The following is a 24,564-nucleotide window of genomic DNA, read 5'->3' on the forward strand; positions in this document are numbered from 1 at the left end:
CCAATTTTAGGCGAGATTGTTTCTTTTTTCTAAAGGGCAAGTGTAGGTGATTGAAAGATTTGCATACGAAATAAACCCTAACGGGTTTCACTTTTTTGAATTAAGCGGCTTGATTATCAGACATGGTACAATTGTAAACGACACCTAATATATCAAAGACCGTTTTTTTCTCATATCGATGAGATTTCCGCCCGTTTTGCTGTAGGAGATTGAACAGGCGAAGTAACACCTTTGATAGCTCTTGGGTGTCGTTTTGAATAGTTTGGAATAGAAGAAGAAAATAGTCTTTAATCATATATATTGCTTTATACTCACTATGCTCTCGTTTTTTCTTCATGAGGAGTAATTGGCGCATTTGAAACATGATAGAAGAACAGAGTAGAATGGCAATCAATTGACCATATAAATGGCACTCCAATCGTTCTGGTTTTATCTTTTTACAATGATGAATTTGAAAGAATGATTTCCACGTTTTAAATAAAATCTCGATTTGCCAACGTAAAGAATACCAGTCATGTACCTGTCCCATCGGGACAATATCTGTAGGGGTGTTTGTCATATATACATTGATACCACTGAGTCGTTTACTACGAGGAGAATACTTCATTCCTTTCTTTTTTTCTCTTACAGCTTGATATTGTAATCGTTTTTGTTGCTGTTGTTTTGTTAATCGATGAACAATTACACGAGCTAGCACTTTATCAATCATACCTACATAAGCATCAGCTATTTCACATGTTTGTCCAGGTTGAAGAGAGTTCATTAACGTCTCTATATCTATTTGTATATACTCTGTACCTTTCTTAATTCTTCCATCTTGAAAATAATCAGGGTTAGGATTTTTTTGATACATACGTGTATTCGACTTGATACGAGAGATATAGTAGGCCTCTTTATCTTGTATATATTGAAGGTCTTTTAAATGAAAATAACCTAAATCTCGGATACATAAATCATTCGCCGTCACAGTTGGGGCACACAGAGAGCCGTAAGTGCGATCATGTTGTTTACCTGAACCTGTATGAATATGTAGGAACTGTCCACTTAACAAATCATACTCAAGTTGAATTTTTATCCCAGCTGTATGGCTGCATCCTCCTGCACCTGGATAAACCGATGAAAATACATCCGGGAGTTGAAATGCAGTTGAATCTAAAATACGAATACGCTTGAAAACAGAAGTGTATGGAGAAGAAATCGGCATAGATGCGGCCAATTTTTTGCTTAGTAGTTCGGCTAGTAGGTGTTGTAAAAGTAGGACGGCCGCCTTATTAAACCGTTGATTCAGTCCCTCAGGACTGATGAGTACTTCTGTTGATGCTTCTAAACAGCTAGATAACTGTGTTAAAGAAGTCATAGCTACATTTTGGCTCACCCATACACATAAAGCTACTAAATCTTTTGCTTGGTACTTACTGGTTCGTTGTACAAAACCAACATCTCTAGCAAGATCCCGTAAGGTATTTGGAGATAAAAAACTTTGAATCTCTTGAGCAAATAGTTGTAATTCGTCAGACACAGAAACAGACATAAAAAACGCCATCCTTTCCTATGATTCTACAGAAAGAATAGCGTATTTTTTAATATTTAAACACAAATTCATCTCATCTTGATAGCAATGATGTACTATTCTATCAATATTTAATAAATTAAAAGGAACCATACAGATTTTTTGAAGGTTTTTTTCGTTCACATAGTTTTTACTAACAGAAATATATATAATTTGTTTAAGAAAACATCATTCTTTTTACTACTCAGTAAGATTTTTCATAAATAAAGCTGTCCATAACGCAGGCATACCAAATACTTCATTTGATTGTTTAATTCCCTTCATTCTACGTATTTCTATTTCAGAGAAGTCTTTAAAGATGATTCTTAACTTTTCATCTGTAAAGCCTAGTCCTCCTTTAAGACTCCGTAGTCTGTATACTTCCCAATCTGTTATGTCTGCTCCACCTAATTCTCCACCTTGAACAAAACAAGTGATTGCAAAATAACCACCTGGTTTTAAAGCTTTTTTTACTAAGTTTATGTAACTCATTCTCCTGTGTGGAGCAATATGATGAAAACATCCTGAATCATACACAATATCGTATGTGCCTTCTTCAATTTGTAAATCAAAGATATTGTCATGAATAAAATTCACATTTACATTTTTTTCTTTTGCTCGTTCTGTTGCCCAGTGAATTGATTCCTTTGATAAATCTACTGCATCAACTAAGCATCCGTTTTCAGCAAAGTAAATTGCATTCCTGCCTGGACCGCATCCAAGCTCAAGAACTTTTCCTGAATTAAGTAATTTTTTTTCAAAATAACTAACTAAGTTCTCATCCGGTTTATTGGTGAAAAAGGGAATCTCCTTTTCACGATTGGAATAAAAATCATCCCAAAATTGAGTTGGTTCGCGCAATAATGAGTCTAACATATTCAATAAATCTTCATAACTACTAATTGTTTCTTTCACATTAACCCCTTCTTTCCACTTGAATCTTACATTCTAATTTTACTAATAATTAGAATGATTCATGTTTCATCGGAGTTAAAAACACTTTAAATTCAAACAAGTTGAAACTCCCTGTGTATTCTTATTTATGCTAATTTAAGATGCATAAAGGTATCTATTTTTCGAGTTATATTGCTTTAAAAGGATTTACCTTACTCTTTCTCAAAATCCAATCAAACAACCAGAAATGCCCTTAGAATCGAAGTTCATTTTTCAATTTTCGGAATAATCATTACAATTATTGCGGTAATATTACAAATAGAGTATCCATGCATTCTCATTAAATAAAAATGAGCCTTACTAATATAAAAATACAAAATTTTCGTTTTGGGGTATTTGCTTTTCTTAGCTTGATAGCGATGGGGTAGCACCAACAAAACGCGAATTTCGTACGCTAAGGGAGAATCGGCTTTTTTACTGTTAATTCGTATGTAGTAATCAAAGGAAGATTACAGAAAGGGAGCTGAAAGTTTATAAGTATGGGTTGGACTTTTTGTACAGCAACATCATATATTTATTGTTTGTTATATTTGTCTAATCGATAATTAGAGATACCAAAAACATCCCGCATGTTTGAACCATGCAGGATGTTTTCTAGTCTTTGTTTTTCATAATGTAAGAAACCAGACGAAGGATCTCCAAGTATAACCAGACTAATGTCATCATAAGCCCTACTGCGCTGTACCATTCCATATACTTTGGCGCTCCACTCTGAGTACCATTTTCAATTGAATCAAAATCTAGTAATAAATCTAATGCAGCAACAACAATTACAATTGCATTTATGATGATACTAATTGTCCCACCCTGGTGAATATATGGAACAGTCACCCCTAAGATGCCCAATAAGAAAACGATTAAATACATAATAAAAATTCCAAGTGTTGCAACCGTTACAACCGCACGAAACTTTTTAGTTACTTTTACTATTCGAGTTGCGTATAACACTAACATGGCAAATAAAATTGAAATTGTTAGTAATACGGCAGTTAAAGCGATAGAATCACCAAAACGCATTGTATAATATGCTGAAATACTTCCTAATAAAACACCTTGTAATACTGCGTAAATCGGTGCGCAAATTGGGGATATGCGCGGAATGAATATAACTACAAAAGCGACAATTAGAGTAACTATTATAATTCCAATTAACACGGGTATTTTCATTGTCCCTTGTGTCATCTGTACGTATGAATAGACAGATGTTGCAAGAAGTAAGATAAGCAAAACGAATGTTTTTCCTATCGTTCCGCCAATAGTCATCGTAGAAGCATTTGTCTTCTCTTTATGAAATTTGTCTTTTTTTAATATTGGATTAGTTGTTCTCATTTTTTCCTCCTAAATATATTCTACCTTTAAAGTGGAGCTTTATAATTCTAATTTTTTATCCATGATACGACCTGTAATAGCTGTTAGGACAATTATGAACAAGCAAGTAAAACATACATCTAAAATAGTGAATCCTTCACTAGGGTACAATGATGTGTCAATAAAGCCGTTTTTATCTATGAACCCCGTACTCTTTATGGTGATTACATATTTCTCTAATTCACTTAAAAAATCCAGTAGGAATGTTTGGATTGTTAAAAATAAAGCCAAGAAGATGATGGATAAAATCATCTTCTTCAGTGAGGATTTTATAGGAATCAGTTTTGTAATTACCATGATGAAATAACAGGAAACTAATATACTCATGAAATCGATTCCCCATAAAAAAACAGAAAGTACGTGATGAATAAATCCATATGCATATAACTTATGAAATTCTTGTTGGTAGCCCCCGACTACTTTTCCTCCATAGGAACCTTGAGAAAAATAATATAAAAAAATCAGACCTATTACTAATAAAAGAATAAACATTAATGTGAAGAAGAATAAATTTGCATAAATATATTTTTTTCCTGAGATGGCTGTATAACGAATCATGGAATTTTTTAGCATTTTATTAAAAGTAGGCAATGCTATTAAAAGAAGTAGGAATGCAGTGCAACCTATGATTAACATAAATATACCTAATGTTATATCCTTTGTAAGTTGATCTGTTACCTTCGATAGTCCCAACATATTAAATAAAAAAAGCAACGAAATAGTAATAAATCCAAAATAAAAGACGGCTATCTTTTTTCTATTACAATTAAATAAATAGCGAAAAAGTGGATTCATCTCTCAAAAACCTCCTTAAATAACTCATGTACTGCTTTTCCATAGCGAAAACGAATTTCTTCTACGTTTTCATGCAATACAATACCCCCGTCTTTCAAAAAGATTACCTCGTCAAATATATTTTCAATTTCCTCTATTAAATGGGTCGAAATAAGAATGGTACTATCTTCACGATAAAAGTTAAGAATTAAATCTAATACATGCTCTCTAGAAATAAGATCAATCCCACCTAATGGTTCGTCTAATACATATAACTTTGCTTTCCTTGAAAAAGTTAATATAAGCTGTAATATTCCTGTTGTTCCTTTTGATAAGATGCTTATGTTCTCTTCTAGAGGTATTTTAAACTCGACTATTAAATCCATTGCTTGTTGTAAATCAAAATCAGCATACATATCTCGATAGAACAACACAGCATCTTTTACAGTCATCCACTTTTCAAAAACAGGACTATCGGGCATAAATGAAACGATTTCTTTTTTTTCTAATGCCACCTTTTTATCGCCAATTGCAATACTTCCTTTAGAAGGAAGCCGTAAACCAGAAATCATTTTTAATAATGTCGTTTTTCCACTACCATTATTACCAACAAGACCGATAATTTTCCCTTCTGATATTGTTAAACTTACATCTTGAATCACTGTTTTTAAATTATATCTTTTCCATAAATTTTCAATTTTCAATACTTCTTTCATTCGTTTTCCTCCCTTTTCTTTTCCAAAGAAGACCGGAGTATTGAGAGAATTTCTTCTTCCGAAAATCCTAAGTTATTCATTCCATTTATAAAATTATTAAGCAACTCTTTTGCCATTTCTTTACGTAGCTCTGTAATTATTTCTTCATTAATTGTTACAAATCTCCCTGTTCCTCTACGTGTCTCAGCAATACCTTCCCGTTCTAACTCTTGAAATGTACGTTGAATTGTATTTGGATTCACTTGTAATTCACCCGCTAATTCACGTACAGCAGGAATTTTGTCACCTGGTGCCAAACGTCCTGTTACAATTTCTTTTTTGAGGTATTCCATTACCTGAACATAAATGGGGATATTAGGAGAAAACTCAGTTTTCATTTTTTTCCTCCTCTGTATTAGTGTACTAGATAGATAGTACACTAATGTAAATTATATGTAAATAGTTATTTTGAAAACTATAACGAATAGAAGGCGATATATTTAGTGAATTAGTGTAACCACTCAAGTGCCATAAACGACCGGGTTCTGTTGCAAAGTTTCTTAACAGAGAAAAAGTTGGTATGATTGCAGATGGGTTTTATTCAATCGTTAGTAATTGTTGTAATTCATTATACGTCGAAAAAACGAAGCTTGGTTGTTGCAAACTTCGTTTTCGTTTATATAGAGCATGAACGGTTTCAATACCTTTCAAGGTACGTGAAGCATGACGAAGGCTTTGAAATCCTGTGGATTTGGCAAAACGCCTTTTTACATGTCTATAGTCTTGTTCAATGAGATTGTTCAAATGTTTGACTGTACAATGAGTTGTACGTCTATAAAAACCTTGTTCTTTTAATTTGTTAAACGTGCAAAGTAGCGCTGGGGCTTTGTCCGTTGTAAGAACCGTTGGTTCTCCAAAAGCCTTCACCAATCTTTTCATAAAGGCATATGCTGCCTGATGATCTCTTGTTTTCGAAGTTGAATATCCAATGTATATCCATCCTTATCGATCGCACGATATAAATAACGCCATTTTCCTTTCACTTTTATATAAGTTTCATCTAATTTCCACGATGATTGTACCTTTTTGTTTTTCTTTTTCCAGATTTGATAGATCAAATTTCCATATTCATGGACCCAACGCATAATAGTTGTTGGATGAACCGATATGCCACGCTCTCTCAAAAGTTCAGATACATCGCGATAGCTTAAAGAAAAACGACAATAGTAGCCGATGGCTACTAAAATAATATCTTTCTTAAATTGTTTTCCTTTAAAATATCTCATTTGTGATTCTCCTCGCTCTGTTTTGAAAAAGTTTAGCTTACTTTTAAAAACTTTGCAACAGAACCTGAAATATGTTGGTTCGGGCATTTTCGGTGATATTAAAGAAGAAAAGTTAACACAGGAAGAGCTCATGAACTTTGCTGTTGAAATGTGGGAAAAGAAACAGAAGGACACAACTATACACTAAGAAAAGTCTAGAAGATACGGAATATTTAAAAATTAATCACCTCAAAAAGAACATGTAGTAATTTCTACATGTTCTTTTTTTCTTATTAACCGACCAAGGTTATATTGTAAATGTTCATAGCATTGTATGCTGAAATTTCAATTGTAAGTTCTAATGTAAACTTTTTATCATTAGTTTACATTCAAAATATGAAAAATAAAGAGATTAGAACATCTAAAAAACTAGATCTATGCTAGCTTTTTTTACATAGTTTTCTTTAGAAGAAATCACTATATCTAAAAACCTATAAAAATTCCCTCAAAAGATTTAAAGGGACTTTTATAACATTTCCCTTAACTTCATAGTTATAGCCTACAACCTATGCAATTCTATTTTTCGCTTTTATCTAAGTCGCGTAATAACAAGATGTGCTGAAACAGACTCTGTTCCTCCAGCCAGAGGAGTAATGGTTAGTGCTGTGGATTCGCTAGCAGGATTTCGTACAGTAAGTATTGAATTGATGACTGATGTTTGCACAAGAGCCATTCCTACTATCTGAGAAGTACCCGTTGCTCGACCAACTACCGTATAAGCTAATTCAACAGCTCCTGCTCCCGAATTAAGAGTTAAAACTAGTTGACCCGCTTCGGTCACACTCACCTGAAACAAGACCTGATAACTACCGATTGCAGACAAATTAAATGTATCAGCACCAGTACGTGCAATCCCCGCCCCATTAAAAGGTCCGTCTCTTGGAAAATCTACGTCTCCACCGACTGCAACTGTTGCAGCATTATCAGGGGGCATCAAAGCATAAAAATCCGCAAAATCTAATACCGTTCCGGTTGCTCCTGTTGGTCCTTGTAATCCGGTTGCTCCCGTTGGTCCTTGTAATCCGGTTGCTCCTGTCGGTCCTTGTAATCCGGTTGCTCCTGTCGGTCCTTGTAATCCGGTTGCTCCTGTTGGTCCTTGTAATCCGGTTGCCCCTGTCGGTCCTTGTAATCCGGTTGCTCCTGTTGGTCCTTGTAATCCGGTTGCTCCCGTTGGTCCTTGTAATCCGGTTGCTCCCGTTGGTCCTTGTAATCCGGTTGCTCCTGTTGGTCCTTGTAATCCGGTTGCCCCTGTCGGTCCTTGTAATCCGGTTGCTCCTGTTGGTCCTTGTAATCCGGTTGCTCCCGTTGGTCCTTGTAATCCGGTTGCTCCTGTTGGTCCTTGTAATCCGGTTGCTCCCGTTGGTCCTTGTAATCCGGTTGCTCCCGTTGGTCCTTGTAATCCGGTTGCTCCCGTTGGTCCTTGTAATCCGGTTGCCCCTGTCGGTCCTTGTAATCCGGTTGCTCCTGTTGGTCCTTGTAATCCGGTTGCTCCCGTTGGTCCTTGTAATCCGGTTGCTCCCGTTGGTCCTTGTAATCCGGTTGCTCCCGTTGGTCCTTGTAATCCGGTTTCCCCCGTTGGACCTTGTAATCCGGTTGCTCCCGTTGGTCCTTGTAATCCGGTTGCTCCCGTTGGTCCTTGTAATCCGGTTTCCCCCGTTGGTCCTTGTAATCCGGTTGCTCCCGTTGGTCCTTGTAATCCGGTTGCTCCTGATGGTCCTGTTGCTCCTGTCGAACCTGTTTCCCCCGTCGGACCTGGTGGACCACCTGATGGTCCTGTCGCTCCTGTCGAACCTGTTGCTCCCGTTGGACCTGGTGGACCACCTGATGGTCCCGTCTCTCCTGTCGAACCTGTTGCTCCCGTTGGACCTATTTCTCCTGATGGTCCTGTTGCTCCTGTCGAACCTGTTTCCCCCGTCGGACCTGGTGGACCACCTGATGGTCCTGTCGCTCCTGTCGAACCTGTTGCTCCCGTTGGACCTGGTGGTCCTGTTGCTCCTGTTATTCCTGTTATTCCTGTTATTCCTGTTGGACCAATTTCAGGTAAAGGGAAACAACATTGAAACGGTATACATCTATTCTTTTTAAATTTGCTCATAGTTCTCACCTACCTTATAGAAAAAACAACTTTTCTAAATACCTACACCACAACATATGAACCTTCCAAATATAAGTATAAGGAAAACGCCTATGAAAACCACAATAGAATCATACAATTAAGCCCAATTTCACATTTTCAAATATAAACGGTACTATTAAAAAAATATATTCACTCCAAAACATTTTTCACATATATACTGTATAAATGTATGGTTAACATAACCCATCATTATCGGTATTCAATGTATCTAGGAATCTAAAAGAATCCCTTCAGAAAACCCTTAGATATTTCACAGTTCCAAAAGGTATATTTTTTGTAATATTTTACATTTTCATACATTTAAAGATAAAAAGAATCCTTGATACGTCTGTAAAGTGTTTCGAAAGGTAAAAATATTAAAACATGTTTAATGTTCATATAGTGAAAATGAGTTTTACAAAAGTATGAAATAGCAAACTAATAAAAAACAGTTGTATTATTGCCATTATCTCAAAAGAGCTTGTAGTAATTTCTACAGGTTCTTTTTATTTTTTATTATAAATTTGAAAGTAAACTTTTAGCCATTAGTTTACTTTCAAATCTTTGATTTTATCACAAGATTCATAGTGATCGAGAGTATCAATATACGCCACATGGGTTTAAGGGAAAATAGAAAAGGGCAAGCACGAAGCTTGCCTTGTTTTTTTATTCTTTAAGACCACTAGTATTACCCGCCCTATCAGTAATACGATAATATACGGGAACACTTCCATCCTTTATTTCTTTAACATCAGCGAATGGAACTTCAATTTCAATCGTGTTATTAACGTCATCTTCATCTATCGTATAGTCGATTGTACGACCACTCCAAACAACTTCAATTCTATCTCCAGGTTGCATATGTAGGTACGGTTCTATTGTAACTTTATTACCTTCTATTTTAACTTTATTACCTTCTTTTGCACTTTTCGTATCAATTATGTCAATATCCAAAAATTGTAATTTGTTTTCAGAACTATTTGATTTATTAGTATCCATCCTTATCTCTCCCCTTTAATTTAATAATTACTACGTACCAAGATATCACTTCTATTTTATGCAAGCTTATACCTTTTTATCTTCTATTAGGGCATAAGTAACAGTTATATCTATATAGGGAGATGTATCACAAAAATAGTTGTAAATCCATGTTGTTCGGTTTGCACACCATATATTTCTCAATATTAGACTATCAGCTAATAACATATACTTAATATGGTTCAAATAGCATCAAATTAACAACTATCAATCTTTTATATGATCCAAGGAGGAATTGTAATGAAAACTACAGGTGTTTGTTCATGGTTTCAAGTGGAAAAAGGGTATGGTTTTATCAAAGCAGATAGTGGTGAAGAGAATATCTTTGTTCATCATACACAAATATATTCCAAGGGTCTTAAGAACCTAACAGTAGGTGAACCTTTAGAATTTGAACTTACAATAGATCCTAACGGTAAAAAAATAGCTGAAAATGTTACTGGTCCTAACGGTGCATCTGTACAAGGAAAATAACATCAAACGTATCACTATCTAAAGTATTACAAAAGAAGAATCGATTTGGATTCTTCTTTTTATTTTGTTCAAAAAGGTAAATGTTTTTCGGATAAATTTACTACAAAATTAATTGTAAATTAAACAAAATTCGAAAGTAAACTAATGAATATTAGTTTACTTTCATTTTGTTGATTTCATTGACTTTATTTCACTTCATCTATTTTCTTCAAAAACACTAGCAAAAGTATACATTTAAAACATGATGAATAAAGATATTAGAACACCCGTGATCAAAAAAGAAAAAGCTAGATTCATGCTAGCTTTTTTACATAATTTCCGTTATCTGAAGTTTACTTAGGATATGCTACAGTCTCTTCCTTAAGAATGTTTCCATGATATCTCTCTTAAAACTTTCGTAATTGAACTGAAAAGCGACATTATGTATTTTATAACCCGGATTTGTCATAAAACGAAAATCTGCAATACTTTGACCGAATCCTTCTCCTTGATCAGGAATTACTTTGATGGGTACTTTTGAAAGAAGAACTGCATCTGGGTTCAACAAATACCACATTGTTACAAAATCATGCATAGGACTTCCCCTTATACCAGGGTTCGATTTAGAGTAAAAATTATAATAATAATCTAACATGGGCTTGATGATAAGCCCTGCAAGGTCCTGTGTATTACGGTGAAACGCGTCGATTTGTTGGACCATTTCGGGTGTAACAATCGCGTGTTGGGTGACGTTTAACGGAATAATTGTCAAATTCTTTGCATGCTGCAGAATTAAGTTTGCTGCATAAGGGTCTGCATAAAAGTTAGCTTCAGCCACAGCAGTCACGTTTCCAGGATAAAAAAAAGCTCCGCCCATACAAATGTATTCATTCACGTTCCGCATTGTTTCTAAATTTAGGACAAATGCCGTCGCCAACGAAGAGAGCCTTCCCAAATTAATAATTATGAGGTCATCTAAATTAGAATCTATAATCCGATAAATATCATTGATAGGGTAAGTCGGATAAGAAATCTCAGGCGGGATGATAGGTCCTAATCCCACTTTCCCATGTACTTCAGGAAAATACTGGACCAATATGCCTGTTAAAGGTACAGAAGCACCCAAAAATACAGGTATCTCTTCCTTTCCCCCAATATACTTTAAATAGTTAATATTTCTTATAGCATTCTCTCTTGATACATTTCCATAATCAGCTACAATCCCTACAAGTTGGATATCTTTACGGAAAAAGGTATACAGAACAGCAAAGGCATCATCAATTCCTAAATCTGTAAACAGAAGAACTTTTTTTGGCATATATCTTCCCCCAAAAGCAATAGAATCATAATTTCATTGAGCCTGTACTATATATATTTCATGTGTTCCTGAATAGTACGTTCTGGTTATCAGTCACTGCATATATCCTATATGTTTTTACGCCTAAAAAATATTTTTGTTTTGTATATCCTCTACATGTGAAGTTAACATAACACCACTTATCAGCAGTCAATTTATCTGGAAAACTAGAAAAAGTCCCTTCAGAAGATTTGAAAAGACTTTTCGTTCACATAATCAAACATTATTACTAATTGGGGTATCGTCACATTGCCCTCAAGCTAAGAAATACAAATACCCCATACCCATCAAGCTAAGGGGGACAAGAGGGTATATGTGAATGTGTTTTTTGAAATTTCTACGACTACACTAAAGATGTGTATAACAAATAAACCTATTAAATAGGTGTTTTTAAAAATATTATGCAACTTGGAAACTTTGTGACAACGTACAATCATACACAACACCTAAGATATCAAAGACTGTTTTCTTTTCGTAACGGTGAGATTTTCGTCCGTTTTTTTCTAACAGGTAAAACAAACGCAATAAAATTTTTAATAATTCATGGATGCCCTTCTGTAGTCCCTCATAAAACAAAAGATAATAATTCTTTATCATATAGATGGATTTGTATTCACTTAACTCTTTCTTTTTCTTATCTAAGAGTAACTGACGCATTTTGAACATCGTCGATGAACAGAGTAAAATACTAATGAGTTGCCCATATAAATGGCATTCTAAGCGTTCTTTCTTAATTTCTTTGCACCTGTCAATTTGAAAAAAAGATTTCCATGTTTTGAACAAAATTTCAATTTGCCAGCGTAATGAATACAAGTCATGGATATGTTCCGTTGGAACATTTTCTGTAGAAAGATTCGTAATATACACGTTGATCCCACTCAACCGTTTACTTCGTTCTTTGTAGGTAATACCTTTCTTCTTTTCTTTTTTGGCTTGTTCCTTCAACCTTTTCTCTGTTTGTTCTTTTGTTAATCGATGAATAATAACACGAGCTGGTAATTTTTGATACTGTCCAATGTATGCCTCTGAAATCTCCATTGTTTGACCAGGGGACAATTGATTCATGAGTTCTTCCATATCTAACTGAATATAGAGTGACCCTTTCTTCAGGGTCCCATTTCGAAAATACTCTGGCTTATCATTCTTACGATAGATTCGAGAATTTAATTTCAAACGTGAGATATAGTAAGCTCCTTTATCATGGATATTCTGTAAGTCATGTAAGTCAAAATAGCCTAAATCTCTTATATACAAGTCTTTTGGTCGAATGGTTTGTAGGCTTGTTGAACCAAAGGTTTTATCATTTTCTCTTCCTTCTCCTACATAAACGTGCAGGAACTTCCCACTCAATAAGTCATACTCTAATTGAATTTTGACTCCTGCCGTATGGCTACTTCCACCCGAACCTTGATAATGTGAAGAAAACTTATCTGGAAGCTGAAATGTTGTAGAATCTAGAATCCGAATGTGCTTAAAGGTCTTGGTGTATTGATGAATTATTTCTTGTGTTGAATGAATTCTTTGAGTTAGAAGGTTAGCTAGAACTTGTTCAAGAAACTGTACTGCGGAAGCATTAAATCGTTGGTTAAGCCCTTCAGGGCTGATAAGAACACCTGTAGATACTTCAAGACAGCTACATAATTGTGTGAGTGATGTACTTGCAACCTGTTGGCTAAGCCATACACATAAAGCAACTAATTCCTTTGCTTGATATTTACTCTTTCGATGAACGAATCCTTTTTCTTTAGCTAAGTGTTCTAGAACATGAGGAGACATATGTCGTTGTAATTCTTCAACAATCGGTTGAAGTTCGTCAAGAATCGGTTGAAGTTCGTCAAGAATCGAAAGATCCATAAAAAACGCCATCCTTTCCTATGATTTTACAGAAAGGATAACGTCTTTTTTGCTTTATGGATAGTGCAAAATCTTAGCTTGATAGCGATGGGGCCCCGCCAACCAAATGACATAAAACCCACGATAAGACATTTTTGGAAGTTATAGGAGGTTCAGCCGAGATACGCGTAAAACTAGGTCATAATTTTAAAGTTCAAGATTTATAGAATATTATTCGAACATTTTGTGAAAAACAACAAAAAAACACCACAAACTACTAGGAGTAGGTATTAATTTCCTGGTTTCCATTCGAAACGCTATGTTACACTAAGGGAGCTTTAACGGTCCATTCTAAAAACAGTAATGAAATGGGGTATTTACTTGAACTTTCCACAGTTAAAAATCGGTCATATGATGCCAAAGGTTCCAATTATGCAAGGAGGTATGGGCGTAGGTATTTCATTAAGCAAACTTGCATCTGCTGTTGCAAATGCTGGAGGAATTGGAATTATATCAGGAACTGGAATTTCCATCGACGAAATGAGACTACATATAAGGACGGCGAAGGAAAAGGTACAGAATGCCGGCTATATTGGAGTAAACGTTCTTTTCGCGATGAATGATTTTGCTGAAAAAATGAAAGCGGCCATTGAAGAAAAAGTTGATTTCATCATATCAGGTGCTGGGATTTCAAGAGATATGTATACTTGGGGCAAAAAGGCCGGTATACCAGTTATTTCAATTGTTTCTTCAGCGAAGCTTGCTAAATTATCTGAACGCCTGGGTGCAGCTGCAGTTGTTGTAGAAGGTCATGAAGCCGGGGGACACCTTGGAACCGAAAGACCTTTATTCGATATATTACCTGAAGTAGTTGCAGCGGTTAAAATTCCCGTAATTGCTGCTGGAGGAATTATGACTGGAAAAGATCTTGCTCGTGCCTTAAGTATGGGGGCCTCTGGAGTACAAATGGGGACGAGATTTGTTGCAAGTGATGAGTGTGACGCACCCTTATCATTTAAAGAAAAATATGTACATGCTCGAACGAAAGATACTATGCTGCTGAAAACAACTGTAGGTCTTCAAGGTCGTGCAATTAAGAATAACTTCACTGAACTGATAGCTGATGATAAAAAGATAAAAATAAAGAAGTGCATTAATTGCCTAAAAAATTGTTCTTATCGTTTTTGTACGCTAGATTCTTTGATAACATCAATGGATGGTGATTGTGAGAATGGTCTTGTTTTTGCTGGAGCAAGAGTGCATGAAATTAAGGAAATACTACCAGTCAAAACAATTATCAATAATATCATGACAGAATATAAAGCCTGTATTTAAGTAAGAATTAACTTCGAACCTCTTATATTCATCTGAAGAAGATATGGATACTGAATGATTCTATGATATTTTGTCTTATCCCCCCTTTTCGGGGGGATGGGCAAAAACACCTAGTATAAATTTAAATTTAAGCAATCAACTACTTTAGAATCATTACGACCACTCCGAAGATAAAACATACATGCCGAAATTCCTTAACGTAGGAAAATCGGCTTTTTATTTTCCATAAAATGTATTAGCATGGGTTTTATGTCATTTGGTTGGCGGGACCCCTTTATAGTTATCCATGGGAATTTAGTTCATTTTTTTCGTTTTGGGGAACAATGCATTTCTTAGCTTGATGGCAATGTGGCGGGACCCCAATCATAACTCAGTTGATTGTAATTATCATTTTAGTTTAAATTATAAGGAGTAAGGTGAAGATGGTTATAAGGAAAGGAAGGTAGAGTCAAGATGCTATTTAATATTCTAATTGCATTTGTGTTACCTTGGACTGTTGGAATTCTTCACCTTTACAAAAAAGAGAGAAGAATTATCCCTCTGATTGGCTCATTCTTTTGTGTCGTTGCTTTTGTCGTAAATGAATTCGGCTTTTATTGTGGTTTTTGGAGGATTGCTCCTTTCCTTGATCAAAAAACTTTGTCTGCTTTACCCTTTAATATAGGACTTTATCCGATTTTGGCAAGTTACTTGATATTCTTTATAAAGAAAACCAAAAGACCTTACTTGATGGTCTTTTTCATATCCCTATTTACTACCCTTCTTGAAATGACATTAGTTTTAAGTGGAGAAATCGTATATGGTAACGGCTGGAATATTATTTGGACATTTTTTCCTATATCATCCCTTATATGTGGGTGTACTGGTATTACCTCTATTTAAGAAAGTTAGAAGTCATGAGCTAAATCCTGAAGGCAACATAATAGAATTCGAATGTTTTTGATTTTCGATAACGAGATTTATGTGAACTAGTAGTAAGTATCCCTAAATTGTTTGTTTACAGTGTTTTGAATGTATACTTTTATTATTGATTTTGGAGAAAATGAGTGATTTGCTATAAAATCAAGAAACCGAATGTAAACTAATGGGTAAAAGTTTACTTTCGTTTTAAAAAAAAAAACGAAGTCTATAAAAAGACTTCGTATCGAAAAATAGATACTTAGGAGACTCAGAGAGTGTCTACATAACAATTGTAACTTATATATTTACAGAATTGTAATTTAAAATGAAAATATGTATAATTTCATTTTTCAGATGTGAAATTTATAAGTGATTTTTATGTAAGTGTTAATATTCGGCTGATTGACAAAAAAAGAAATATTTTACACTTTTAGGGATCTGATGTTTAAAAGGGGTACGGAAACGATTCAAAGAATAACCCGCCACATCTGAAAAAATTCCCAATTTTAGCGGGTGATTTTTATTATACTTTGTCTTGTAGTTTCCTATATAAAGCTGATCTTGAAACATTGGTAATTTCACAACTTTGTTTCACTGTCATATTTCCTTCATTTGTTGTAATTGTCTCTTTGGATTCTGATCAACAGAACTTACTCGTACGTAACCTATTTTCCTCATACTCTACTCTCCTATTTTGAAACAAGTCATATGGGACACCTTGAAGTACCGTTATACCAGGTTCAATAAACCATCCCAATAGGATTTACCTAATTGGGATGGTTTGTTAATACTCATATGGAAAGATAGACATTAAATCCACCTCTTCAGTTTCTTCTTTAGAATTCGTTGCGACTTCGTCATGTTCAAAAGACATACTCGTTAGTATTGCAAATGCTACTAAATTTACTAAAAGAATTTTTTGCATGTTCTTCTCTCCTCACATTTTTTTCTTTTAAATATAGCAAGTGGGAATATTAGATTCAGCCGAGATACGTGTAAAACTAGTTCATAATGATACATTATTTTCCAAAAGACTTTTTTGAGTGTATTATGTAACATAAACCCTCATTTTTGTTACGTTTTGTATTTTGATAGCCATGCGGCGGCACGCTATTATAAATATTCTGTTTTCATTGGATTTCTCATGATGTGCAGAGATAATAAAGTTGTTTAATTTACAATAAAGTCATTTAAAAAATAATATAGTTGTTTAAAAATCCTTCTTGCACTAACGGTGCAGTTTAGTGCAAGAAGGTGTTACTATATGAAATGGAGAATTTAAAAGGAAATAATATCAAAATTGATGAGAGGTTTTGGTTATGTATTTGAAATTGTTTAAAAAACATCTTGCTATTATAATTGCTTTTTTGCTCCTTTTGTTAACGGGCTGCGAAATCCCCAAAAAATTTGTAGAAGAGAATGTTAAAAATCATTTGGAAAACTACGGAATAAAGAACTACAACATACTAAGTGCTAAAAATGATGGTGAGCGTGGTGAAAGTAAGTATGGTTATGTAGAAATCTATAAACCTTATCATGTAAATCTCACATTAGCCTTTAATCAAGAAACAAATCAATTTATTCCTGACGAAAGTGACGATGTTTATTTACAACTATTTAAAGAAGCATATATTCAACAACATCCTGAAATTATCAAGGCGTCCAATCAGATTATCGAAAAATATCATTTAATGGATAAACCTTCAAAAAATTATTATCTTGATTTTAATATTGAAAAAGATCAAAAAAAAAGGCTAATTGATGACCTTAGAAAGAAAGAAAAAATAGACACCAATTCATTATTACCATCACTAACAAGCGATGAAAATGAATCGTTGTATCCTTTGAACAATGAGTCAGTTATTAATTTTCATTATAAGTTTAATGTCTACGAAAATAAAAATACAATCCCGAAAGCCAGTGATATTTTAAACGATTTTAAAGAAAGTAAAGTGTTGTGTGAAGGGAAGTATTTTTTAAATGTACAGGTGGTATCTTACGAACAAAATTCAGTGACTTATTCAGATGAAGATTATCCTGAAAACAATATTCTTTTTGTAGTCGGAAAGGATGGAGAATTTAGAGATATAAGGACATTAAAACGTACCGGATGGCTTAAGTATACCGTAGTTCCATTCCCCTAGTAATTGATGTAATAAAGTAGGTAAGAAGATTTTTATAGCTACAACACCTCTATTTAGTAACACAGTATTTTAAATTTTAGTTGTAGTACAAAGTTTAGTTTTTATGTTTCAATCTAAAAAGATAGTCCGATATTTTTTTAGGAAGGATTTTGAAATATTACACTTAAAGAAACGGGTGCTTTAGTTCAATAAGAATTAAACAACTTTATTAATGAATTTTAAGTACAAATACCTTTTAAATGTATAGAGATTAAACAACTTTAAAGAGCCTTACTACACGCTAGATTGTAGCAAGGCTCTTATATTTTTATAACAAAATTAAACAACTCTATTATCGGTTTACACATGATACAATTAACAAAATAAAAAAGGCCACAATTCGTGGCCAATTCATTATGGTTGTTGAATTTGTTCTTCGGCAATGGTAGTTTGAGCATTTGTTACAGGATCAATAGTTGAGGTTTTGGCAGTTAATCCTGTTCCGGCTACTCCATTAAAGCTTGCCTTTGATCCAACAGTAGATACAGTTTTAGCTACATCATCCATGAAAAAGTAATCTGAAAATTTCCCTTTAGGTATGGCTCCTACATCAATACCACTACCATCTGTTCTGAACAGTTGAATAGGAGCCTGTTTATTCATCTCTTCAATGCGTTTAAATGTGTTATACACATCTTCACCTGATAAATGTCCTGGTACATATTCCTCGATTGATATCAGGCCACGTGAAGCATCATTAAAGGTTGATTCATCTATTTTATCTACTTTCAGATTATCACCAATCTCAGTTATTCTAGTACCAGTATTCATGTTGCCTGAAGTAGTTATTTCTTCTAGAAAGTAGTCAACACGTACAGTCTGATTTGGTTTTGCTACGATTTCATCGCCGCCATAAGTTAATGTTTTAGTCTCTGATGTAAGCTTAGAAATTCCTGCACTTGCTTTAAATCCTGCTGTCATTTTTGCAGTAACATCTGCAATTCCTGGGATTTTAGCAGATGCTGAAAATTCGGTTCCCACACTAAATTCAGTACTTGCATTCACTGTTAGTGAGTCTGTTTGAGCATGCGATTTAGTAGGTGATTTTCTTGTTGAAGGATCTGAATTACCACTATTATCATTTACTGCATAGTCAATTGATTTCAACGTTTTCTCTTGTGAAGTTATTTGGAAGCCTGTAGTATTAAATGATGCAAACTTAAACATATTGTTAGATGAATATAGATCCTTTTGACTTTCAATACTTTGAGCAATACTTGCCATATGTGCCTCACTCACAGCTGCATAAGTAGGTGTTACATTGGTTCCTATACTTGTTAGTCCTAACGTTAAAGCTAGTCCTGTTGTTGCTAAAACTTTTAATCTCATTTTTCTCTCCCCTATCCTATTAAATTTTGTCTAGGCTACTAGTAAGTTCTCATAAAAAATTAAGATACTAATTTTTTACGGATATGATACTCCTGTGAGTTTAGAATTGGCTTTTTAAGTTAAATAGACGGAATATTAAGACTTTTAACCATTCTATGCTCTAAGGAGATCAAACTGTATTATTGCTATACTGCAACTTGCAACTTTACTACACTTTTATTCGTATAATCTTCTCCTTTCTTAATGGTCATACCAATTACACCTTTATTAAAACATTAAACTTTTAATGCGTAAATAGTAGAATTTTGTCGATTACATTCAATAATTCAATTATAGCGTATTAATGCAAGTGAATATATTATACTTCTATAATTACTATTTAATTTCTCTTAAGTAATTATAATAGTTACAACTTGATGGTTCTGGTAAAAAAATAGCTATTTTAATCTACAAAGAAATATTTTAATTGCAATTAAATATTATTAATATAATTCAAACATACTCTGCATACTAATCCCCTTTATTTGGATATGTGGAATTACATATCCAAATAAAGATATGTTGATAGATACTAATTTCATTTTGTATATCTTTATAATAGTTTGTTATTCTATGTTATCGATTCATGTAGCATTGTAATACGGTTTGATTATAAGGAAATAACGAATCCTTATTTAAGAACAAACATCAAAAACTCCATTTTGAAAAAGTTTGATCAAAATGGAGTCCAGGTATACAGTACTTCCCTTCTTTAACGATGGCTTTACGCTTACCTATTTACTACATCAAACGGGAGTTAGGGTGTTTTTCGGTTAGAATCAATACGATATTCTCCAAAACGATTTACATGTACAGTTATATAAGGGGTACGGAAACAATTCAAGGCATGAGGGGTCTCTCTGGAAAAAAATACAAAAACAAAAGGCTAATAATTTAAATTATAAATAAAGCAATCAGCCCATAAAGAGAACTTTGTTTAAATTCCTCGTTCTCAATAGAGTGTATCCTATTGAGAAGAAATCTTTTCCTTTATATTATTAGTCTCAGAGACTCTCAATAACACTTATCAAAAATACATACAAAAAGAGGGATAAAAATGATCTATGGATACGCTCGTGTAAGTGCACAAGATCAAAATTTAGATACACAGATTGAACAGCTCATGAAATATGGAGTAGATGAAATTATAAAAGAGAAAATAAGTGGAGTAACAAAACAAAAGCCAGAGTTAGACTCTATACTTTCAAAACTAACTACTGGGGATACTTTGGTCGTAACTAGAATGGATCGTTTAGGTCGAAATACCATTCAGTTATTACAATTAGTAGAACAACTTCGGGAAAAGGATGTTCACTTTGCGATTTTAAATTTAGGAATAGACACTAGAACTCCAACAGGAAAATTCTTTTTAACTGTCATGTCTGCCTTTAGTGAACTAGATCGAGAAATGATTAGAGAAAAACAACGTGCGGGAATAAAGTTAGCGAAACAAAAAGGAGTGTATAGAGGAAGATTGAAGAAATACACGGATAAGCACCCAGGTATGAATCATGCGATTGAATTAAGGAAGCATACCAATAAAACTGTTAAAGAAATATGCCAAATTACAGGAGTGAGTCAGGCCGCTCTGTATCGTAGGTTAAAAGAACTTGAATAAAGTTCTTTTATATTTGTAATTAAATCCCAAAGTGGCCCCTCATACCCAGAATCGTTTCCGTACCCCTATATGACACCTTACGAATAAAAAAGACCACCTCATATAAGATGGATTCCACTTTCTTGCTATTCAAAGAAATCATCATACCCCGCATTATAAATACCGATAACGGTTAGTTTGTACTCTTGATCTCCATATTTTTTTCTCTTCTCACGAACAACAGAGCTGTTTCAAAAGCTCCCTCTTAGCAGAAGTTTACTTTTGTGACAGCTCCAGTTACTCTATATATTATTTATTGCTTGTTTCTACTTGCTTGGCCTCTGTTGTTTCAGCAGCTTTTGTCAGCTTTCCTTCTTTTTCAAGCTGAGCAATCAGTTCATCTAACGTGACCCCTTTTTCTTTAGCCATTTCTTCTAAGTTGACAGGTTCACTGGATTTTGAATCTGCCGCTATTTCGGTAGCCACAGTTGTTTCAGCAGCTTTTGTCAGCTTTCCTTCTTTTTCAAGCTGAGCAGTTAGTTCATCTAACGTGATCCCTTTTTCATTAGCCATTTCTTCTAAGTTGACAGTTTCACTGGACTTAGTATTTTCCCACATGTCGTTGTTGCTCGCAGCATATGCAGATCCTCCAACAACAGATACCCCTAGCACAAGTGTAGCAATTATTAATTTTTTCTTCATATTAAATTCCTCCTAGAATGTTTTTAACCTCTACCATACGATAGATAGATTCTATAATATTACAATTGAGCCTGCTTGCCTGCATCCTTTCTATTTGATGTTACCAGTATATAAAAATCCATGTTAAATCCTTGTTAAGAGAAACACTTCTTAAAAATTCACAAAAAAGGCTTTAAATAAACAGGTTTAACAACCATTCAAAGCCTTTTTCATTTTCTTATTTTATTTTACCAAGTGTAATTTCGAAACAAGTACCGCCGTTCTCATTATCGGTAACTACGATGTTTCCATTGTGCTTGGTTATGATATTTTGCACAATGGAAAGTCCCAAGCCTGAGCCACCCCATTCACGAGAGCGTGATTTATCCACTCGGTAAAACGGCTCAAATATATTCTTTTTTTCCTCATCGGGGATACCAATTCCCGTGTCTTTAATTTCAACCATTACCTGCTTTTTATCCGATTTAACTTTAATCATTACCTTACCACCGTCGATATTGTATTTAATACCATTTTCAACAAGGTTATAAAACGCTCGATAAAGTAAATCTGTATTTCCGTAAACAACACTATCAGCGCAATCCAAATATAGTTTAACCTCTTGTTCATCAGCAATATGAGAAAGTTCGGAAACAATATCTTCAAAAACATCCTTCAAGCAGATGGTTCCATCCTCAAATGCATCATTCATATTTGTCATATCCAAAAGGGTAAATACAAGCTCAGATAATCGTTGTGTTTGCTTTTCAAAAACGTTAATGAGTGCATCATATTCTTCTATAGAATGTGCGTTTTTCTTTTTAAATACATCAAGCTTTGTTTTTAAAACCGCAAGTGGCGTTCGGAGTTCATGGGCCGCATTTGCAGAAAAGCGACTTTGCATCATAAAAGCATCGTTTAGCTTATCCGTCATTTCATTAAAAGACTGCGTTAACTCAGCTATTTCATCATTGGTTGGTGGAATGTTCATCGTTTCTGATAGATTATGCACAGTCCTATTCTTAATTTGACTATTTAGTGTATCCAGTGGTTTTAACACTTTGCCCGATGCATAGTATGTCAATACGCCACCACCGAAAATGACTAAAAGCATATAAAAAACACTTTCAAACTGAAAATCCGTTCTTGCTTTTTGTGCATCTTCAGTTGGTATAGCCATCATGACATTTGGTGGCGTTTGGTGATTGTCAATAACATTTCTATCTTCACCAACTTCTAGTGCAGGTAATACAGAGGCTGCATCAATTCTTGTTGCCATTATACCAGCATAAAAATTTAAAATTAATGTAAGCCCTATACAACAAATCATTAATAAAATTATCATCACTGCAGTAAGTCGCAGCCGAATTGGAATTTTTTTAAACATCAAGCGTCACCATCATTTTTAGTAATAAAATAACCCTCACCAATCTTTGTACGTATCGGATCATAATCTAAAAGAGCTTTCATTTTTTTTCGTAATGTAGCTATATGAACTCGAATAGCACCACTAAAGCTATCGGCATTTCCATCCCAAATGTGTTCAATCAATTCTTCTTGACTAACAACTCGTTCTTGATTAAGCAGAAAGTATTCAAGCAATGCGAATTCTTTTTTTGTGAGTATCAGTTCTTTTTCATCCACAAATGCGGTGCGTTTTGATAAATCAATATTTATATTACCGCAAGATAAAAGGCTATTTTCCTGCACAAATTTTCGCCTTAATAAATTTCTTATTCTTGCTTCCAATTCCGCAAAGGCAAATGGTTTAGTTAAATAATCATTCGCACCAATATCTAAACCTTTAACTTTGTCATTTACGCTACTTCTTGCACTAAGGATTAAGACTTTTAATTCTTTATTTTCTTCTCTTAACTTTTCTAAAACCTTTAATCCGTCCATTTTCGGAAGATTTAAGTCAAGTATTATTAAGTCATAATTTTCAACGTACGCCAGTTCATAAGCATCTTTACCATTACTACAGGTATCAACCGCATACCCTTCTATTCTAAGTCCCTCAGCGATAGCTTCCTGTAGATCCAACTCATCTTCAACAACAAGAATTCTCATACCTTAATCACCTCATTTTCATTATTATAAATAGTTGTGCGTTAAATCTATGTTAAGCAATTATTATCAAAAAATAGGGGCCACACTTATTGTCTATAAATTAGATCGTTTAGGAAGAAATCTTTCTGATATGATCCGTACTCATGAAAAACTTATCAAAAACGATGTTGGGGTCATCGCTATTAATGATAACATTGATACTCGTAAGAAAGATGACATGACTACTAAAGTAATGGTTACAATCTTATCTTTATTTGCTGATATTGAACGAAACTATATACTGGAGCGAACACAGGCTGGACGTATTAAATATGTAGAAAATGGCGGGAAACTGGGGAGAACTCCTAAAATCAATAAGTCTAAAACTGATTTGATACTCGAGTTACTTGATCAAGGAAAAACGAAACAGGAAATTGCTGATTTTTTAAATGTTGATAGAACCACCATTTATCGTACGCTAAAACGAAATGGTTATTAGGAAAATCATTAATAACGAGTGCTATCTATGCATCTAATTTTGTTTTCAAAGAATATTTGGCCATAAAAAAACTGCACCTCTAATTGTTAGTTATGTCTAACAATTGGAGGTGCAGTTCACCAATGAGGTGCTACTTTTCTATATATTTACACACGTACAGCTGTACCGCTTACCGCAACCATTAACATTCCGTCGCGAACCACTTCGTAGTCTACATCGATACCAACAATTGCATTTGCTCCTTTTTGCGTCGCAAGTTGTTTCATTTCTTCCATTGCAATGTCACGAGCTTCTTTTAATTTACTTTCATATGAGCCAGCACGGCCACCGACAACATCACGAACAGAAGCGAAGATATCACGTACGATATTTGCACCCATAATTGCTTCACCGTTTACGATGTCTACATACTCAATAATTTCTTTACCCTGAATAGTATTAGTTGTTGTTACGATCATTATTAACACGCTCCTATAATCTCTAAAAAATT

At 34.2% G+C, this 24,564-nt stretch carries 22 protein-coding genes and 2 pseudogenes; 6 read left to right on the forward strand and 18 right to left on the reverse strand.

From position 1 onward, the window contains the following. Window positions 1-100: 100 nt before the first annotated feature. From ACE38F_RS26415 to ACE38F_RS26455, 9 genes are all read right to left on the reverse strand, one after another. Window positions 101-1,531: an IS4 family transposase gene (locus ACE38F_RS26415; RefSeq protein WP_375370978.1), complete on the reverse strand. Its 1,431-nt coding sequence runs from the start codon at window positions 1,529-1,531 to the stop codon at window positions 101-103. Between the two features lie 219 nt (window positions 1,532-1,750). Continuing rightward, a complete protein-coding gene (locus ACE38F_RS26420) occupies window positions 1,751-2,464 on the reverse strand; it encodes a class I SAM-dependent methyltransferase (protein WP_283747542.1) in 714 nt (237 codons plus the stop codon). 633 nt (window positions 2,465-3,097) lie between these two features. Beyond that, window positions 3,098-3,832 carry a Bax inhibitor-1/YccA family protein gene (locus ACE38F_RS26425; protein ID WP_375370977.1) on the reverse strand — a complete coding sequence of 245 codons (735 nt, stop codon included), beginning with the start codon at window positions 3,830-3,832 and terminating at the stop codon, window positions 3,098-3,100. A 39-nt stretch (window positions 3,833-3,871) separates the two neighbouring features. Continuing rightward, the gene (locus ACE38F_RS26430) at window positions 3,872-4,666 is read right to left on the reverse strand and encodes an ABC transporter permease (protein ID WP_375370976.1); all 795 of its coding nucleotides are present in this window, start codon (window positions 4,664-4,666) and stop codon (window positions 3,872-3,874) included. Then, entirely contained in the window at window positions 4,663-5,361 is a 699-nt protein-coding gene (locus ACE38F_RS26435) for an ABC transporter ATP-binding protein (RefSeq protein WP_375370975.1), read from the reverse strand. Before ACE38F_RS26435 ends, ACE38F_RS26430 begins: the two co-directional genes overlap by 4 nt. Next, window positions 5,358-5,738 carry a GntR family transcriptional regulator gene (locus tag ACE38F_RS26440; RefSeq protein WP_002191484.1) on the reverse strand — a complete coding sequence of 127 codons (381 nt, stop codon included), beginning with the start codon at window positions 5,736-5,738 and terminating at the stop codon, window positions 5,358-5,360. The genes ACE38F_RS26435 and ACE38F_RS26440 overlap by 4 nt, the downstream gene beginning before the upstream one ends. 199 nt (window positions 5,739-5,937) lie before the next feature. Continuing rightward, window positions 5,938-6,626, reverse strand: a protein-coding gene (locus tag ACE38F_RS26445) for an IS6 family transposase (protein WP_375370974.1) whose coding sequence is annotated in 2 segments (ribosomal slippage) — window positions 5,938-6,308 and window positions 6,308-6,626 — 690 coding nt in all. Because the reading frame shifts where the segments join, the coding sequence is not laid out codon by codon here. 568 nt (window positions 6,627-7,194) lie between these two features. After that, window positions 7,195-8,760: a hypothetical protein gene (locus tag ACE38F_RS26450; protein ID WP_462782500.1), complete on the reverse strand. Its 1,566-nt coding sequence runs from the start codon at window positions 8,758-8,760 to the stop codon at window positions 7,195-7,197. Between the two features lie 687 nt (window positions 8,761-9,447). Then, window positions 9,448-9,780, reverse strand: a complete 333-nt coding sequence (locus ACE38F_RS26455; RefSeq protein ID WP_375370973.1) for a hypothetical protein — start codon at window positions 9,778-9,780, stop codon at window positions 9,448-9,450. 279 nt (window positions 9,781-10,059) lie between these two features. Here ACE38F_RS26455 and ACE38F_RS26460 point away from each other — a divergent pair, with 279 nt between their 5' ends. Further along, window positions 10,060-10,293 carry a cold shock domain-containing protein gene (locus tag ACE38F_RS26460; RefSeq protein ID WP_375370972.1) on the forward strand — a complete coding sequence of 78 codons (234 nt, stop codon included), beginning with the start codon at window positions 10,060-10,062 and terminating at the stop codon, window positions 10,291-10,293. Between the two features lie 346 nt (window positions 10,294-10,639). Here the strand turns inward: ACE38F_RS26460 and ACE38F_RS26465 are convergent, their stop codons facing one another. After that, a complete protein-coding gene (locus ACE38F_RS26465) occupies window positions 10,640-11,590 on the reverse strand; it encodes a nucleoside hydrolase (protein WP_375370971.1) in 951 nt (316 codons plus the stop codon). Between the two features lie 438 nt (window positions 11,591-12,028). Continuing rightward, a complete protein-coding gene (locus ACE38F_RS26470; RefSeq protein WP_375370970.1) occupies window positions 12,029-13,483 on the reverse strand; it encodes an IS4 family transposase in 1,455 nt (484 codons plus the stop codon). Window positions 13,484-13,825: 342 nt separating this feature from the next. On the opposite strand from ACE38F_RS26470, the gene ACE38F_RS26475 reads away from it, so the two are divergent. Both ACE38F_RS26475 and ACE38F_RS26480 read left to right on the forward strand, forming a co-directional pair. Beyond that, complete coding sequence (locus ACE38F_RS26475) at window positions 13,826-14,797, forward strand: NAD(P)H-dependent flavin oxidoreductase (protein ID WP_289359663.1); 972 nt, start codon at window positions 13,826-13,828, stop codon at window positions 14,795-14,797. 453 nt (window positions 14,798-15,250) lie between these two features. Further along, a pseudogene (locus ACE38F_RS26480) lies at window positions 15,251-15,702 on the forward strand (CBO0543 family protein). Window positions 15,703-16,220: 518 nt separating this feature from the next. Here the strand turns inward: ACE38F_RS26480 and ACE38F_RS26485 are convergent. Both ACE38F_RS26485 and ACE38F_RS26490 read right to left on the reverse strand, forming a co-directional pair. Further along, a pseudogene (locus tag ACE38F_RS26485) lies at window positions 16,221-16,307 on the reverse strand (helix-turn-helix domain-containing protein); the annotation flags it as partial. Window positions 16,308-16,481: 174 nt separating this feature from the next. After that, window positions 16,482-16,622: a hypothetical protein gene (locus ACE38F_RS26490; protein WP_375370969.1), complete on the reverse strand. Its 141-nt coding sequence runs from the start codon at window positions 16,620-16,622 to the stop codon at window positions 16,482-16,484. Window positions 16,623-17,016: 394 nt separating this feature from the next. Between ACE38F_RS26490 and ACE38F_RS26495 the strand changes: the two genes are divergently transcribed. Further along, a complete protein-coding gene (locus ACE38F_RS26495; protein WP_375370968.1) occupies window positions 17,017-17,841 on the forward strand; it encodes an RNA-binding protein in 825 nt (274 codons plus the stop codon). A 393-nt stretch (window positions 17,842-18,234) separates the two neighbouring features. Here ACE38F_RS26495 and ACE38F_RS26500 read toward each other — a convergent pair whose 3' ends face one another. Then, window positions 18,235-19,209, reverse strand: coding sequence for an ETX/MTX2 family pore-forming toxin (locus ACE38F_RS26500; protein WP_375370967.1), 975 nt, complete (start codon window positions 19,207-19,209; stop codon window positions 18,235-18,237). Window positions 19,210-20,305: 1,096 nt separating this feature from the next. Here ACE38F_RS26500 and ACE38F_RS26505 point away from each other — a divergent pair. Then, on the forward strand, window positions 20,306-20,866 hold the full coding sequence (locus ACE38F_RS26505; protein ID WP_375370966.1) for a recombinase family protein: 561 nt from the start codon (window positions 20,306-20,308) through the stop codon (window positions 20,864-20,866). Window positions 20,867-21,154: 288 nt separating this feature from the next. Here ACE38F_RS26505 and ACE38F_RS26510 read toward each other — a convergent pair whose 3' ends face one another. The 3 genes from ACE38F_RS26510 to ACE38F_RS26520 all read right to left on the reverse strand — a co-directional run bounded on the left by ACE38F_RS26510 (window position 21,155) and on the right by ACE38F_RS26520 (window position 23,596). After that, window positions 21,155-21,547, reverse strand: coding sequence for a hypothetical protein (locus ACE38F_RS26510; RefSeq protein WP_375370965.1), 393 nt, complete (start codon window positions 21,545-21,547; stop codon window positions 21,155-21,157). Between the two features lie 217 nt (window positions 21,548-21,764). After that, complete coding sequence (locus ACE38F_RS26515) at window positions 21,765-22,913, reverse strand: sensor histidine kinase (RefSeq protein ID WP_375370964.1); 1,149 nt, start codon at window positions 22,911-22,913, stop codon at window positions 21,765-21,767. Beyond that, window positions 22,913-23,596: a response regulator transcription factor gene (locus tag ACE38F_RS26520; RefSeq protein ID WP_098058846.1), complete on the reverse strand. Its 684-nt coding sequence runs from the start codon at window positions 23,594-23,596 to the stop codon at window positions 22,913-22,915. Before ACE38F_RS26520 ends, ACE38F_RS26515 begins: the two co-directional genes overlap by 1 nt. A gap of 49 nt (window positions 23,597-23,645) precedes the next feature. Here ACE38F_RS26520 and ACE38F_RS26525 point away from each other — a divergent pair, with 49 nt between their 5' ends. After that, window positions 23,646-24,074: a recombinase family protein gene (locus ACE38F_RS26525; protein ID WP_375370963.1), complete on the forward strand. Its 429-nt coding sequence runs from the start codon at window positions 23,646-23,648 to the stop codon at window positions 24,072-24,074. 146 nt (window positions 24,075-24,220) lie between these two features. Here the strand turns inward: ACE38F_RS26525 and ACE38F_RS26530 are convergent, their stop codons facing one another. After that, the gene (locus tag ACE38F_RS26530) at window positions 24,221-24,532 is read right to left on the reverse strand and encodes a heavy metal-binding domain-containing protein (RefSeq protein WP_044441243.1); all 312 of its coding nucleotides are present in this window, start codon (window positions 24,530-24,532) and stop codon (window positions 24,221-24,223) included. Between the last annotated feature and the right edge of the window lie 32 nt (window positions 24,533-24,564).

Origin of the sequence: Bacillus altaicus (genome assembly GCF_042136375.2) — a bacterium.
Classification (GTDB): Bacteria; Bacillota; Bacilli; order Bacillales; family Bacillaceae_G; genus Bacillus_A; species Bacillus_A cereus_U.